Source organism: Luteimonas sp. TWI382 (genome assembly GCF_039674545.1).
In the GTDB taxonomy this organism is placed as follows: Bacteria; Pseudomonadota; Gammaproteobacteria; order Xanthomonadales; family Xanthomonadaceae; genus Luteimonas.
The window spans coordinates 17,588-32,272 of the sequence record NZ_JBDJNS010000017.1; the positions used below are offsets into that span (position 1 = coordinate 17,588).

Below are 14,685 nucleotides of genomic sequence, written 5' to 3' on the forward strand. Positions count from 1 at the left end.
GTTTTTCGGAGGTGGGTACCGCTCGTAGAGGAGTTTCTAGGCCCCGTGGTCGATTGTGCGAGGGGGTTGTGCGCTTGTCAAGTGACCCGTCTGCTTTCGGTCAGGAGCGGACATTGGCGAGCGCTCATATCTCCATCCCAAGTCCAATGCCCGGTCAAGAACCAGCAACGCTCCGTGGCCTAGTCGTGCGCCCCTTTAAGATCGCGGTGACGCTGGAGCGCACCATCGCACACGTGACCAACGCGACGAAATGGAAGCGCCGGCGGACTGAGTCGAGGACGCAAGAACGGTCCCAATAGTGAGTTCTCGCAGCCCCATTTCTCGATCACCCGGCGTCTCGCGGCGACGGATGGCCGGGCGCGTCGCTGGCTCTTATGCTTGGTCTCGGTGAACTCGGGGCCGGGACATGGCGATATATGAGGAAGTGCTGGCATGGGCGGACAGGCTGCCGCCGTGGCGTCAGGATGCACTGCGGCGCCTTTGTGTCCAAGGAGGATGGGACGATGCCGATCTTGCTGAGATTCTAGATCTTGCCAAGCAACACCACGGAATCGGCAGCGCGCTAGACCCTGCACCGCAGCCGACCCCGTTCGCCAGAGATCATTTTCCCGCCGAAGCGAACCATGACGAAACCGTGGTTCTGACGTCCCTGCACACGCTGGTCAATGTCGGGAGAATTCCGAGAGACCAGACCCTGGAGTTCCAGTCGCAAGGTCTCACCATCGCGTACGGAGGCAACGGCACAGGAAAGTCAGGCTATGCGCGCGTGCTAAAGCAGGCGTGCCGTACCAGGAGCCCCGGCACCGTCTACGCCAATGCTTACGACCCGAACTTCCCGCAGCTCACACCTAGCGCCACCATTGCCTTCGAGCTGGACGGGACCCCGGATCAAGCACACTGGAGCGGTCAACGCGGCCACGTCTCGCGGCCCGAACTCCGCGGCATCTCCGTCTTGGACAGCGACTGCGCGCGCCACTACCTTCAGGCAAGGGAAGCGGCCACCTTTCAGCCGACCGCCCTCACCTATCTTCATCAACTGGCCAACGGCCTGAATCAGGCGCTGCGTCCGCGGCTTCAGGCTGAGATCACTGGGCTCGCGGTGGATGTCACACCGTTCAACGTCATTCCCGCCGACACCGCGGCGGGCCGGGCCGTACATCCGATCAGCGCCACAACCGATCTGGCGCGGGCGCGTGCACTTGCGGAACTCACCGCAGACGAGCAAGCGCAGCTTGCACGCCTGCCGCAGGAGATCAGCGAGGCGGACCCCACGGCCAAGGCAACGCTGCTGGAGACCGCCGCGACGAAGGTCGACGACCTGGGCAACGCTATCGGCACCGCTGCCGGCGTTGTATCTGATGATGCGATCGACGCCGCACAGTCGGCGCATCGAAGTTTACTCGACGCGGAGGCGGCCGAGCGAGCCGCATCGGACCTACTGCAGGCCGAAGAGACCACGCCGCTGCTTTCAGGCACAGGCCAAGGCCCTTGGGCGCTCCTGTTCAAAGCCGCACGCGAGTATTCGACCGGCGCGGCATATCCGGAACAAGCCTTCCCGGTCACCGGCGAAGGCGCGCAATGCGTGCTTTGCCAGCAGGAACTGACGCCGGCAGCAAGGGATCGTTTGCAGCGTTTCGATCGCTATGTCCGGGACACGGCGTCCGAAGCGGCCCAAGCCGCGCGCAACGCTTGGCAACAGCTCGTCCGCGACGTTGCGCAGGCGACGGTCACGTTTACCGTCTCTCCGGTCATGTCCGACAGCCTCAGCGGGCGCATTGAGACGCTGCCTGGCGATATCCGAATCTTCCAGGAAGACTTGCTCTCTCGCCTTCAGTGGCTCAGGGCCGCGGTGGCGAACGGGGAATGGCTGGGCAGGCCGACGTACCGCGGCGCGATTCCGACCGCTTCGATCCGCCAGATCGCGGACAACTTGCGCGCCGAGGCGAGTGCCTTGCGCGCCAACCTCGACGCCGCAGCCCTAGCGACGAAGCGGCTTCGCCTGAAGGAACTGGAAGCGCGGCGACTGCTCTCGGAGCACATCGACAGCATTGCCCAGGTGGTCGGCAATTTCGGCCACAAGGCGAAGCTTCAGAAGTGCCTTGAGGATATTAGTAACACTCGCCAGATCAGCCTGTTCGCAGGCCAGCTCGCCAGGACCTACATCAGCGAAGCGCTGGCCGACAGAATGAACGATGAGCTGAGGAAGCTGGATCTCTACCATATCCGCGTCGGCGTCAGTTCAACCGGCGACGCCGGTTCGGTACGTCTCGGCATTCTCCTTCCCGACAGCCAGCTCGACCTACACCTCGTGCTCAGCGAAGCCGAGCAGCGCATCTGCGCGCTCGCGTACTTCTTCGCGGAACTCCAACAATCGGGATCCACTTCCGGAATCGTATTCGACGATCCGGTGTCGAGCCTCGACCACAACCACCGAACCGCCGTGGCGAGAAGGATCGTCGAAGAGTCGGCGGTCCGGCAAGTCATCGTCTTCACCCACGACGCGGTGTTCTTCGGAGAACTGAACACGCTTTGCGGGGACGCCGGGCGGGCGCCCAGCGTGAAATCGATCAGCTATCGCGCCGAGGGCCCCGGATACATCGGCGCAGGATTGCCTTACGACATGCGGCGACACCGCGAACGTATCGCGCAGCATCGTGCCGATCATCAGAAGATCGCCGCCAACTTCAACAACCCACCGGGAGACACCGAGCGGCTTGCGATCCGCAACGCTTACGACGACCTTCGGGTGACGATCGAGGTCGGAATCGAGGACACGATTCTCAATGAGACCGTCGTGAGGTTCCGCGACAACATCTCGGTCGGCCGACTCGACGGCGTGATTATCGTTCAGGATGCAGAGTACCGCGAGGTTCAACGCCTGCATGACAAGTGCTGCCGAAACGTCCGGGCGCATTCCCACGCCGCAGGCCAGCAGCGTGCGGTGACGCAGCCAGCCGAGCTGCTGCAGGACATTGACGCGATAGATGCGTTGTTTCAAGGTATCCGCAGACGCAGAGGCTGAATTCGTCCCCAGCTTGGCAACGCGCACTTCGCAATGGGGCAGATGCCTCAGATGCTCAGGGCAGAGGTAACCCGAACCTACAAGCCGCCTCTGTTGGAGCGAGAACTCGGTCCGAACACTCGGGTCAGAGTGTGATTTCGGATGGCCGCTTCGGGTCGGGAGCGGACTCGCCCGGTAGGTAACGACTGAACTTAGCGTGCCGTACATTTGTGCGGTGAGCGCTTGGGAACCTAGACCGACCTGATCGATCGCGCCGTAGTCCCGCAGAGGCCTTCGCACGCTGCAGGGCAACTGATGGCCCGAAGGTCACGCGCCCCCGGCTGCCCTATCATCGACGCGCACATGGCGCCCTCCGCCGCGCGCCACATATCGAGGACTGCCATGAAGACACTCGGCCTGCTCGGCGGCATGAGCTGGGAATCCACAATCCCCTACTACCGCACGATCAACGAGACCATCAAGCAGCGATTGGGCGGTCTGCATTCGGCCCGGATCGTGTTGTTCAGTGTCGACTTCCACGAGGTCGAGCGGTTGCAGCATGCGGGGCAGTGGGAGGCCGCGGGCGCGTTGCTGGCGGATGCGGCACAGCGTCTGCAGGCGGCAGGTGCGGACGGCTTGGTCTTGTGCACCAACACCATGCACAAGGTGGCCGGGCACATCGAATCGGCGGTCGAGATTCCGTTGCTGCATATTGCCGATCCGACGGCCGAGGCGATCAAGGCGCAGGGCCTGCATCGTGTCGGCCTGCTCGGGACGCGCTTCACGATGGAGCAGGATTTTTATCGCGCGCGGCTGGAGGCGCGGCACGGCTTGCAGGTGCTGACGCCGGCGCCCGACGATCGCGAGGTGGTGCATCGCGTGATCTACGACGAGTTGTGCCTGGGCCGCGTCCGCGAGGTATCGCGCGCGGCGTATCTGGCGATCATCGATCGTCTGGTGGCCGAGGGTGCGCAGGCCATCATCCTGGGCTGCACCGAGATTTCGTTGCTGGTCGAGCCGCAGCACGTGCCGCAGGTGCCGTTGTTCGATACGACGCATCTGCATGCGGTGCATGCCGCGACGTGGGCGCTGTCGCCGTCTTCGTGATGTCTGCCCGATTCCATCACGGCAGGCACCTCGGCGCACATTCCGCTTCCGATCCGGAGCAAGCGCAGGGCTCAGGCGCTCACCCGCCGCGCCATGTCCTTGATAACTAACTCGATGATCGTGCGCACCATGCGCATTTCGCCCTGCAATCGAATTCCGGCGACATGCGCCCATTGCGCATTCTCCGCTTCGATCTCCAGCATCACCGAGTCGGCCAACGGCACGATGTTGGCGACCATGTCGACAAGCCGCCGCTGCACCATGCGTGGCGGCAAACCCAACTGCACGCCTGCATCGACGAGTCGGGCCGGTGTGACTTCCGCAAAGCGTTGTATGCCGGGGAGCGCCCAGGCGAGTGTCGACGCCTGGGGCCAGGTCGCGTCCGCCTGTTTGTAGGCAAAGCTGCGTCCTGCCACGGTGCTGAGCAGGTCGTAGTGTGGCGCCAGGTCGATACCGTCGGCTCTGACCAGAAAGCTGAGATTCTTCAGGTGGGCGTCGTCGTTGCCGGTCAGTAGGTTGAACACCAGCCAATCGAACAGTCGCCTGCGTGTGTTCAGTCGCTGACGGCACTGCGTGATCACGGTTGCCAACGTTTGCACACTGCCTGCCGCGTACTTGTCGCCACGGTGGAGGTTGAGCAATTGGCATGCGTCGATGGCATGTACGCGGCGCGTCCCCGCATCGTTGACGACACGGTCGAAGCGTTCGATCAGGAATACAGGCTCCGGCACGTAACGTCGCTGCACCCGCGGCACGAGCAGCCCCATTGCGTGGGCCAGACGCATCACGAAGTACTCGTTGATGACGGTGTGCGGATAGTCGGGATCGGTGCTGTCGGGTTTCAGGACATGGGTGGAGGCCTCGCTGCCCGTCGGCTGGTACAGCGTGCCTCGATCTTCGATGACCGCCAGTTTGTGCTGTGCGCCGGCCAGTGACATGCGCTTCTCGGCGCCGCCGGCCAGCGAGTGGCGTGGCAGATTGCGGATGCGTTGTGAGAGGTCGGCATCCGACAGCGGGACCCGACCACCGGGTGCGAGTGTCACGTGCGGGGGGAGCAGGGTTAACGACCCTGCAGACTCGGCGCCGTAATGGGTCAGCAATGCGAAGTCGTCACTGCCACGCAGGCCGGCGTCCTGCGCCATGCGGGTGCGCTGCTGGTCTTCCGGCAGCAGATTGTCGAAGTACCACTGCACCGGGCGCGAGGTGCTGCCGTCAAGAATGGTGCCCTGGTCGCGGCGCAGCCAAGGCGACAGGTCGAAGCTTCGTGGTGCTTCGAGCCACGATGGTGCATAGGCGAATCGCCACAGGTTGCGATGCTCGAACAGCGTGCCCACGGCCTGACCGTCCAGTGTGGCGACCAATGCGCGCTCCGGGTACGCCAAGCCGTCCAGCGTGATGACCCTCTGATCGGACGGCGCAGAGTCGATGGGCGCTGGGCTCATGATTGCGCCTCGCGCTTTTTCTCCTGGGTCTGCAGCTGCGTCCAGGCGGCGTCCGGGACGTCGATCTCGACGCGCAGTCCCAGTTCGGTGAGCACCTGGAACAGTTTCTCCCACTGCACGGTGCCGCCGCCGCGCTCGACCTTGGCCAGGAAGTTCTCACTGACGCCGATACTCTCGGCAGTGTCGTCCTGGCGCATGCCTTGGTGTTTGCGCGTGGCGCGGACCAGAGGCCCCAGTTCGTCGGAATGCCTGAGCGTGACTTTCATGCGGATCCTGACGATCGTGAGGATTCCGCGTAGAGTAGCGCGCGCGAACCGAAAAATCCTTATGAACGCAAGGATTCCGCGCGAATTTCAGGGTTTTGTTCAGAAATCCTCACGCTCATGAGGATTCGAGCTGTACCGGTCTGGTTTGCGACGCCCCCGGATGAGGGCAAACGAGACCGAGGGTCCGACTGACAGGCGTCAATAAAGAAGCGCCGGGCAAGCCCGACGCTTTTTCATTCAGTCCGTCGCGTCGCGGCGCGCTTACCGCACCGCGAACTCCCGCGTCTCCACCACGGTGCCGTCCAGCAGCACTTCGAGCTTGTAGGTGCCGGTCGGCCAGCCGTCGGGGTGCTGGATGTCGAATGCGATGACGTCCGGGCCGGGGACGATGTCGGTGTCGGTATTGCGCACCAGTTGGCCTTCGCCGTAGGTCCAGCGCGCGGTGAGCTTGGCGGCGCTCTCGCCGTCGACGCCGACCGAGGCGTAGATGGTGTCGGTCGGCGCGAATTCGGAGGCCGGCGCGGCGACGCGGTTGTCGCCGTCGATGGCATTGCCCAGTTCGACGCTGGTCACGCGCGCGGGCGCCGGCGGCTCGGGCGCGGCCGGGGCCTCGGGGGCCGGGGCCTGGGGCGCGGGGACGACGGGGGCGGGCGCGTCGCGGTTGCAGGCGGCGAGCAGCACGGTGCTCAGCATCGCGACGGTCAAGGCGGCGGGAACGACGGGACGGGTCATGGGCACTCCGGAAGAGGAAAGGGCGCGAGCCGTGCTTCAGTCCGCGGGCAACTGCAGCACCTGACCGGGCTGGATGCGGTCGGGATCGTCGAGGACGTCGCGGTTGGCGGCGTAGATCGCCTGCCAGCGGCTGGCGCGGCCGTAGACCTGTTCGGCGATGGTCGACAGCGTATCGCCCTTGCGCACGACGTGGGTGCGCACGGGCGCGGGCGCGCCGGCCTGCGCGTCGTCCTCGGCCACGCTGCGCACGCCGCCGGTGACGCGCGAGAAATCGGGGGCATCGTGGCCGGGGGGCCTGGACGGGGACATCGCGGCAGCCTCCAAGGACGGGGACGCCGCCAGCCTCCCACCTGCCGCGTTAAGAATCCATCGCGCGCCGGGGCTACTGACGGGTGTCGCGCAGCATCGTCGGCGGGGCGAGGCCGGGGGTTGCGCGCCAGGGGTTGATGTCCAGGCCGCCGCGGCGGGTGTAGCGCGCTTTGACCGACAGCTCGAGCGGGGCGCAGCGGGCGACGAGGTCCACGAAGATCCGCTCCACGCATTGCTCGTGGAACTCGGCGTGGTCGCGGAATGAGACCAGGTAGCGCAGCAGCGCGTCGCGGGCGATGCGTGGGCCGCGGTAGGCGATGTGCAGGCTGGCCCAGTCGGGCTGGCCGGTGACCGGGCAATTGGACTTGAGCAGCGCGGAGGTCAGCTGTTCCTGGACGATCTCGCCGGGTTCGGCGCGCAGCAGCGCGGCATCGGGCGGGCCGTAATGGGCGATCTCGATGTCCAGGGCGTCGATCGACGTGCCCTGCGCGGCGTCGTCGGCCATCGGCGGCAGGCCGAAGGCGACCGTGACCTCGGCGCCGGCGGCCTGCGAGAGGTCGGCGGCGATGCGCGCACGCACCGCCTCGGGGGTGTCGAAGCGGGTGTGGTTGAGCGAGTTGAGGTAGAGCTTGAGCGACTTGGATTCCACCAGCTGCGGCGAGGCGGCCGGGACCAGCACGGTCGCGGTGGCGACGACGGGCTTGCCGCGGCCGTCGAGCCAGCTCAGTTCGTAGGCGTGCCAGCGGTCGTGGCCAACAAAAGGCAGCGCGTCGCCCAGGCCGATCTCGCGGCGGCCGAGGGTGCGTGCGATCGGGAACAGCAGGCCCGGGTCGTAGTGGCGCGGATAGGCGACCTCGCGGCCGAGCGGGATGGGCGGCGCGGCCGCGGCGGGGACATCGGACATGCGCCGATTCTACCGCCGCCGGCCGCACCGCCCGGCGCCGCGTTCAGTGGCGCGTGGGTTCGCTGCGCAGCTGCATGACCTGACGGCCGTCACCGTAGGCGGATGGCGCGTACTCGACCAGGGTGCGTTCGTCCTCGGTCTCGCCCAGGGTGTCGCCGTCCTCGATGACCGGGCCATGCTCGAGCAGGTAGGCGCAGATGCCGGTCAGCTGGTCGAAGACGTCCTCGGCGCTGTCGTCGGTCTCGGGAATCTCGATGTCCATCAGCCCGAGCATGTCCATGCCCAGGGTGTGGCCGGTCATGGTGCCGTCGGGGTGCGCGCCGATGTTGAACGCCACCCACGCCAGCGGCATCGGTTCGGGCAGCTGGGCCATTGCCAGTTCGCGGAAGAGCGCCGGCAGGACGATGTGGTTGGCGCTGCCGAAGTAGACCGCGCGCACGGTGTCCAGCAGCGCGGTCGCCGAGGCCAGCACGCGGCTGAGCAACGCGGCGCGGCCGAGCGCGTCGAGCGTGGGGTCTGCGCCTTCGGGCGGGAACGCCATGACGGTGACGATGGTATGCGCGGTGTAGTCCACCGGCGCGGGTTCGGCGCTGGGCCACAGCCGGCTGTGTTCGGCGATCTGTGCGATGTCGTCGCCGATCGGGGCGGCGATGGGCATCAGCAGGATCGACACGTCGCCGTAGTCGATGCTCAGCGGGCCGTCGGGCATGTCGAAATCCCGCGGCTCGGCGCGCAGGCGTTCGGCGTCGAGGTCGGGCCAGTCGGCGCGCATCTGCGCGACCAGTGCCTCGGCGGTCAGTGCGGGATCGGGCCGGTCTTGCAGCAGCATGGCCAGGCTGGCGGTCATGCGCCGGCCTCCGCGTCGCCATGCAGATAATCCAGGCTGACCTGCAGCAGGGCGCGCAGGCCCAGGTCGAGCGCGGATTCGTCGAGGTCGAACTCCGGCGAGTGGTTGCTCGGGGCGCGCATCGGGTCCTGGCCCTTGGGCGTGGCGCCGACGAAGAAGAACAGGCCGGGCACCTCGCGGGCGTAATAGGAGAAGTCCTCGGCGCCCATCGTCAGCGACGGGTCGACGACGTTGTCGGCGCCGGCCACGGCCTGCAGGCTGGGCAGCAGGCGGGCGGTCAGCGCGGGGTCGTTGGCGGTGACCGGGTTGCCGTCCTCGGCCGGGATGCGGGTCTGGACGGTGGCGCCGTGCGCGGCGGCCACATGGGTGGCGACGTTCTGCAGGTCGGCGAAGATCGCCTTGCGCACGTCCTCGTCGAAGGTGCGGATGGTGCCGACCAGTTCGACCTTGTCGGGAATGATGTTGTAGCGGATGCCGCCGTCGATCGCGCCGAACGACACCACTGCCGGCAGCGTGGAGATGTTGGTGCGGCGGCTGACGATGGTCTGCGCGGTGCCGATGAGGTCGGCCGCCGCGACGATCGGGTCGATGCCGCCCCAGGGCCGCGAGCCGTGGGTCTGGCGGCCGATGACGTCGATCGAGAAGCGGTCGGAGGCGGCCATCAGCGGGCCGCCGCGCACGTCGATCTGGCCGGCCTGCAGGGTCGAGAACACATGCAGCCCGAACACGGCGTCGGGGCGGAAGTCGCGGAAGATGCCCTCGGCCAGCATCATCGAGGCGCCGCCGTCCTCGCCCTCCGGCGGACCTTCCTCGGCGGGCTGGAACACGAACAGCACTTCGCCCGGCAACTCGTCGCGCATCGCCACCAGCGCCTGGGCCACGCCCATCAGGATCGCGGTGTGGGCGTCGTGGCCGCAGGCGTGCATCACGCCGGTGGTCTGGCCACGGTACTCGGCGGTCGCGGTCGAAGCGAACGGCAGGCCGGTGCGCTCGGTCACCGGCAGCGCGTCCATATCGGCGCGCAGCGCGATGCGCGGGCCGGGCCGGCCGCCCTTGAGCACGGCGGTCACGCCGGTGTGGGCGATGCCGGTCTTGGGGTCGAGGCCGAGGCTGCGCAGGTGCTCGGCGACCTTGGCCGCGGTGCGGGTCTCGCGGTTGCCGAGTTCGGGATGCTGGTGGATGTCGCGCCGCCAGTCGACGACGCTGGCTTGCAGCGATGTCGCGGCGCGCGCGACCTCGGGGCGTTGCGCGCTCTGCGCGTGAGCGGCGATGGGGAGGGCGGTACAGGCGCACAACAGTGCGGCGGCGAGTCGCGTCATCGACAGGCTCTTGGATGCGATGGGAACCCCGATCCTAGGCGATTCTGGCTGCGGACGGACGGGGCGGCCCCCACCCAACCCTCCCCCGCGCGCGGGGGAGGGCTCGACCAGGGCGCGGCCAGTGGCCCCGGCGACGCCCGCTCCCCGCGAGTGCGAGGGAGGGGTGCGCGCGGCGCAGTGGGTCAGGGCGCGGGCGAGTAGGTCGCGATCATGTTCACGCCCTGGAAGCCGCCGGTGCCGCCGACCACGCGCACGAAGTAGCTGTCGCTGAGCGGGAGCGTCACCTGCACGCTTTGCGTGGTGCCGGGGCGCGACGAGCGCAGGGACGCATTGCTGCCGTCCGGCGCCGGGGATCGGCCGACACGGACCAGAAGCTTGGCCTGGCCGCGGCCGCCGTAGGTGCGGATCTGCAGGTTGCGCGCACCGGTGGGCACGTCGATCCGGTACAGCACACCGGCATCGGCTGCGGCCGACATGCCGGTGACCGGCACCGCGCGCGCCATCCGGATCGCGGTCGGTTCGTCGCCGCCGGCCGCGCTGCCGGCGCCGCGGGCGGCTGCCTTTGCGGCGTCGAGGATACCCACGCCGATCTGGCGCAACGGCCGCACCGGAAAGTCGCGCGAGGTCTGGGTCAGGATCTCGCGCATCTCCTGCGGCGTGGGCACCGGGCGGCCGGCCTGTATCGCCGCGCTGATGACCAACGCCGCAACGCCGGCGACGTGCGGGGCGGCCATCGAGGTGCCGGACTGGCCGACGTACGCAGGCTCGCCCGGCGTCGTCGCGCCGCGGTTGCCCGCCGACCAGACGAAGCCGCTGCGCACCGATTGGCCGCTGGTGCCGTCGTCCGGGAAGACGCCACCGCCCGGTGCCGACAGGGTGATGCTGTTGCCGAAGTTGGAGTAGTAGGCGCGCTTGCCGGTGATGCCGGTCGCAGCGATGTTGATGACCCCCGGGCAGCTCGCGGGTGTGAACAGTGCGGCATCGCTGTTGTTGTTGCCGGCCGCAACGACGATCGTCGTGCCGCGCTGGCGCGCCGAAGCGATCGCCTGGGCGTAGGTGCTGTCTGCAGGGCAGGTGCCGTAGCCGCCCAGACTCATGTTGATCACCTCGGCCGGATTCGGGTTGTCCGGCACGCCGGGGACATGGCCGCCCGATGCCCACACGATGGCGTCGGCGATGTCGGCGGTCGTGCCGCCGCAGTGGCCGAGCACGCGGACCGGCAGGATTTTCGCCTCCGGTGCGACGCCCGCCATGCCGAGCGCGTTGTCGGTGATCTGCGCGATGGTGCCGGCGACATGGCTGCCGTGCCAGCTGCTTTCGCGCTGCTGGCCGGGCAGGACGCAGCCGCCGTTCGCGACCAGGAAGCGATCCTCGTGGCTCCAGTCGCCGGTGTCCCAGCCGCCCGCTGCGCGGCCGTCGGTCGCCCGGCCGGAGTTGATCGCGTCGCTGATGAAGTCGTAGCCGGCATTGGCCAGCGAGGTGTCGAGGTCGGGATGGTCGGTGATTCCGGTGTCGAGCACCGCGACGACCACGCCCGCGCCGCGGCCGTACTGCCAGGCGTTGAGGACGTCGATGCCGCCGCGGTTGGCGACGCCCGGGTCCGGGGCCAGGGTTTCGATCGTGCCGTCGGGCGCACGAAAATGCCACTGCACCTCGAAGCCGGGATCGTTCGGCGCCGGTGCGGCGGCGGCGGACACGGTGCGCAGACGCTGCCAGTAGCGGTTGGGCTCGACGTACGCGACCGCAGGGTCGGCGGCGAGGGTGCGCATCAGCGTGTCGAGTTCGCCTCCGGACAAGCGCCGGTTCGGGCGCACCAAGTCGGCGCCGATCGCCAGACGCCGGGTCGAGGCGACCGCCGGGGCAGCAGCGCGGTGGACGGCGGCGAACTGCGACGTGGTGGCGGGCGCGCGCAGGACCCGTTGCACGGTCGATGCGCCGGCGGCCGCGCTGCGGCGTTCGGGGGTGCCCGTCTTGTAGGTGACCAGCAGGCCGTCATAGGCGACCTGCGGCGCGTCGGGATCGGCGGTGGACATGACCGACAGCGATGTGGCCGGCGGCGCCGCCAGTGCGGGCGCGATCACCGCACCCAGGGCGGCGGCAAGCAGGCTGCGGCGGACGAAGCGGGAGGACAGTGACATGGTTGGAATTCCTTGGAATAGAGAGGGACGCGAGGCGACGCCGGTGGTCACCAGCTGAAGCCGCCGCCGACGCCGACCGAGCTTTCCGAACCGGACATCGAACCGCCGATCGACACGCTGGCGCGGTTGTCGCGGAACGCGCGCTGATAGCCGATTGCGAGGGCTTCTTCGCCGCCCTGCTGACCGATACCGACGCCGACACGGTTGGCGCCCGACAGCCCGGCGGTGTTCACCGCCATCTGCGACATCGCGGTGCCCATCGCGCCGATCTTGTCCAGACGACGATCGACGCGGTGGAAGCGGTCGTCGACATTGCTGCGGAACGCGTCGAAGTCGCTGCGGCTGAGCGCGCGTGCGAACGCGTCATCGGTGTAGCTGCGCGCGCTGGCAAGCGTGGCGGCGTCGCCGGCATTGGCATGCGCCTTCGCGTCGGCCAAGGTGCGTGCATCGCCGGCATCGGCGTAGCTGCGGCTGGCGGATGCGCTGGCCTGGACCTGGCCGACCGTGGCCGCGTCGCTGGCGGCCACGCCATCCGCGACGTGGGTGATGCGTCGCTGGTTGTCCGCGCTGCCGACCGACACGGTGTTGGCGGCGTCGGCGACCGAGCCCTGGCCGATTGCGACCGACCCATCGGCACTCGCGACCGCACCTGCTCCGATCGCGGTCCCGCCCGAGCCGGCCTGGGCCTGGTTGCCGACTGCAGTGCTGCCCGGGCCGGCGGCAACGCTGTCCTCGCCGATCGCCAGACCGTCGCCGCTGCCCACCGGAATGCTGCCGCTGCCGATCGCGTCGAAGCGCGCACGGATGGCATCGAACTCGCGGTCGACGGCGCCGAAGGCGTCGCCCACCGAACCGAAGCGCTCGCCCCGGATGGCGTAGGACGGGCCGGCGATGCCGGTCGCCGTCATCGCCGCGCCGCCGCCGAGCGCCTGCGCCAGCGAGGCACCGACACCGAACACCTGGCCGCCGTTGACCGCGTCCAGGCCGCCGGCGATGAGCGCACCGTCGGCGACATTGCGCAACCTCGTCCCGTCTGCGCCGGCGAACGTCACCGCATCCTTCGCGGCGAGGTCGTCGTACTTCACGCTGGCCGCATCGAGCGCGCCGACGTCGCTGCCGACCGTGGCGATGGCGGTGTCGAGCTGGCCCTTGTTGACGGCGTCGGTCGCGAGCACGCCTGCGGCCACGTTCACCAGTTGGCGTTCGTTGCCGACGCTGCCGATCGACACGACATGGTCGCGGTCGGCGACCGAAGCGGCACCGAGCGCGACGCTGCCGATCGCGGTGGCGGTGGCGTTGTAGCCCAGCGCCAGGCTGTCGGCCTCCAGCGCGAAGGCGCCGCTGCCGAGTGCAGTCGCGCCGAGGCCCCAGGCCGCCGACGAGGCACCGACCGCAGTCGCGTAGTCGGCGCCGGCGTAGCTGCCCGCGCCCAGCGCGCTGGCATCCTCGGCGATGGCCAGGGCGTTGGCGCCGGCCGCCAGGCTGCGGGTCGCGTCGGCATGGCTGTCGAAGCCGATCGCCGTTGCGTAGTCGGACAGTGCCCAGGAAGCGGCGCCGACGGTGACGCTGCCCAGGCCGCCGGCCTGGGTCGGCACCCCGGCATTGCTGGCGCCGATCGCCACGCTCTGTTGGCCGGCGGCCAGCGCACCGTCGCCGACTGCGATGCCGCCATTGCCGGGTGCACGCGCGTCGCTGCCGAGTGCGAGCGCAGCGTAGCCGCCCGCGTTCGCGTAGGCCCCCAGGCTAGCCGCACCGAAGCCGTTGGCCTGCGCGCCGTAGCCGATGGCGATGGCTTCGATCTGGGTCGCCGTCGCCGCGCGGCCCATGGCCACGGCGCCGGCGGCCCCGGCGTTGGCGGTGGCGCCGACGGCGACGGCATCGTTGGCAGTCGCCTGCGAGGACCAGCCGATCGCGGTGGCGGTGCCGCCGCTGGCCTTGCTTGCCGCGCCCAGCGCAATCGCGCCGAAGCCGGTGCTCTGCGCGCCGTCGGAATCGCTGAACTGGCTGCCGAAGAAGCTGCCGCCGATGGCGATCGCGCCCGTGGCGTCGGCGAATGCCCCGTCGCCCATCGCAATGGACGCAGCTGTGGTGGAGCGTGCGCGGTGACCGATGGCGACCGAGTCGCCGCCGCCCGCGGCGGCGCGCGGCCCCATCGCGACTGCGCGTGCGCCTTCGGCGCTGGCATCGTCGCTGCCGTCCAGTGCGCCGTTGACAGCGACGTAGTAGGCCGCGGCGTCGAGCGAGTACGCCGGTGCCACGCGCGCTTCGTCGGCGGTCTCCTCAGCGCTGGATGCTGTCGTCTCGGTGCTGTCGCTTCGGGCCTCCGAGGCGCTGGCAGCGCCGGTATCGGCCGCGTCCTTTTCGAGGGCCGGGGCGGCTTGCGGCGCGGCCATCGCATGCCCCGACAAGGCCAGCAGCAGGGCGGCCGTCAGCAGGCAGGGACGTGTCGCGCCAGGGCGGGCGGCAGGGTGGGGAAGCGGGAGGCGGGTGCGCTGGGACATCGTCTGGCTTTCCGGTAGCGGCGGGATGACAACGCCATGACAGGCGCTGGAACTGCGATCTAAGCCGCTGCGATGGCCGGACTCAATGCACCGCTTCTCACCGTCGACTTACACTCCAC

11 protein-coding genes are annotated in these 14,685 nt (G+C 68.7%); 2 read left to right on the top strand and 9 right to left on the bottom strand.

Annotated features, from left to right (window positions below):
* The first annotated feature begins 406 nt into the window (after positions 1-406).
* Together ABE505_RS11595 and ABE505_RS11600 are read left to right on the top strand one after the other, a co-directional pair.
* Positions 407-3,022, top strand: coding sequence for an AAA family ATPase (locus tag ABE505_RS11595; protein WP_346444488.1), 2,616 nt, complete (start codon positions 407-409; stop codon positions 3,020-3,022).
* A gap of 381 nt (positions 3,023-3,403) precedes the next feature.
* On the top strand, positions 3,404-4,108 hold the full coding sequence (locus tag ABE505_RS11600; protein ID WP_346444486.1) for an aspartate/glutamate racemase family protein: 705 nt from the start codon (positions 3,404-3,406) through the stop codon (positions 4,106-4,108).
* Positions 4,109-4,179: 71 nt separating this feature from the next.
* Here the strand turns inward: ABE505_RS11600 and ABE505_RS11605 are convergent, their stop codons facing one another.
* From ABE505_RS11605 to ABE505_RS11645, 9 genes are all read right to left on the bottom strand, one after another.
* A complete protein-coding gene (locus tag ABE505_RS11605) occupies positions 4,180-5,550 on the bottom strand; it encodes a HipA domain-containing protein (RefSeq protein WP_346444485.1) in 1,371 nt (456 codons plus the stop codon).
* The gene (locus tag ABE505_RS11610; RefSeq protein WP_346444484.1) at positions 5,547-5,816 is read right to left on the bottom strand and encodes a helix-turn-helix domain-containing protein; all 270 of its coding nucleotides are present in this window, start codon (positions 5,814-5,816) and stop codon (positions 5,547-5,549) included. Before ABE505_RS11610 ends, ABE505_RS11605 begins: the two co-directional genes overlap by 4 nt.
* A gap of 261 nt (positions 5,817-6,077) precedes the next feature.
* Positions 6,078-6,548 (bottom strand): hypothetical protein, encoded by a 471-nt coding sequence (locus ABE505_RS11615; RefSeq protein ID WP_346444482.1) that lies wholly within the window; start codon positions 6,546-6,548, stop codon positions 6,078-6,080.
* Between the two features lie 36 nt (positions 6,549-6,584).
* A complete protein-coding gene (locus ABE505_RS11620; RefSeq protein ID WP_346444480.1) occupies positions 6,585-6,857 on the bottom strand; it encodes a LysM peptidoglycan-binding domain-containing protein in 273 nt (90 codons plus the stop codon).
* Positions 6,858-6,930: 73 nt separating this feature from the next.
* Positions 6,931-7,761, bottom strand: coding sequence for an NADPH-dependent 7-cyano-7-deazaguanine reductase QueF (gene queF, locus ABE505_RS11625; RefSeq protein ID WP_346444479.1), 831 nt, complete (start codon positions 7,759-7,761; stop codon positions 6,931-6,933).
* A gap of 43 nt (positions 7,762-7,804) precedes the next feature.
* Entirely contained in the window at positions 7,805-8,608 is an 804-nt protein-coding gene (locus ABE505_RS11630; RefSeq protein ID WP_346444478.1) for a DUF4261 domain-containing protein, read from the bottom strand.
* A complete protein-coding gene (locus tag ABE505_RS11635) occupies positions 8,605-9,927 on the bottom strand; it encodes a M20 family metallopeptidase (RefSeq protein ID WP_346444477.1) in 1,323 nt (440 codons plus the stop codon). The genes ABE505_RS11630 and ABE505_RS11635 overlap by 4 nt, the downstream gene beginning before the upstream one ends.
* Before the next feature lie 182 nt (positions 9,928-10,109).
* Positions 10,110-12,065, bottom strand: a complete 1,956-nt coding sequence (locus tag ABE505_RS11640) for a S8 family peptidase (RefSeq protein ID WP_346444475.1) — start codon at positions 12,063-12,065, stop codon at positions 10,110-10,112.
* 47 nt (positions 12,066-12,112) lie between these two features.
* A complete protein-coding gene (locus ABE505_RS11645; RefSeq protein WP_346444473.1) occupies positions 12,113-14,566 on the bottom strand; it encodes a YadA-like family protein in 2,454 nt (817 codons plus the stop codon).
* Between the last annotated feature and the right edge of the window lie 119 nt (positions 14,567-14,685).

Bases quoted from the DNA above. Each gene is read 5' to 3' on its own strand.
- ABE505_RS11615 (WP_346444482.1), bottom strand. From the start codon at position 6,548: ATGACCCGTCCCGTCGTTCCCGCCGCCTTGACCGTCGCGATGCTGAGC.
- ABE505_RS11645 (WP_346444473.1), bottom strand. From the start codon at position 14,566: ATGTCCCAGCGCACCCGCCTCCCGCTTCCCCACCCTGCCGCCCGCCCT.
- ABE505_RS11640 (WP_346444475.1), bottom strand. From the start codon at position 12,065: ATGTCACTGTCCTCCCGCTTCGTCCGCCGCAGCCTGCTTGCCGCCGCC.
- ABE505_RS11605 (WP_346444485.1), bottom strand. From the start codon at position 5,550: ATGAGCCCAGCGCCCATCGACTCTGCGCCGTCCGATCAGAGGGTCATC.
- ABE505_RS11595 (WP_346444488.1), top strand. From the start codon at position 407: ATGGCGATATATGAGGAAGTGCTGGCATGGGCGGACAGGCTGCCGCCG.
- ABE505_RS11630 (WP_346444478.1), bottom strand. From the start codon at position 8,608: ATGACCGCCAGCCTGGCCATGCTGCTGCAAGACCGGCCCGATCCCGCA.
- queF (WP_346444479.1), bottom strand. From the start codon at position 7,761: ATGTCCGATGTCCCCGCCGCGGCCGCGCCGCCCATCCCGCTCGGCCGC.
- ABE505_RS11610 (WP_346444484.1), bottom strand. From the start codon at position 5,816: ATGAAAGTCACGCTCAGGCATTCCGACGAACTGGGGCCTCTGGTCCGC.
- ABE505_RS11620 (WP_346444480.1), bottom strand. From the start codon at position 6,857: ATGTCCCCGTCCAGGCCCCCCGGCCACGATGCCCCCGATTTCTCGCGC.
- ABE505_RS11635 (WP_346444477.1), bottom strand. From the start codon at position 9,927: ATGACGCGACTCGCCGCCGCACTGTTGTGCGCCTGTACCGCCCTCCCC.
- ABE505_RS11600 (WP_346444486.1), top strand. From the start codon at position 3,404: ATGAAGACACTCGGCCTGCTCGGCGGCATGAGCTGGGAATCCACAATC.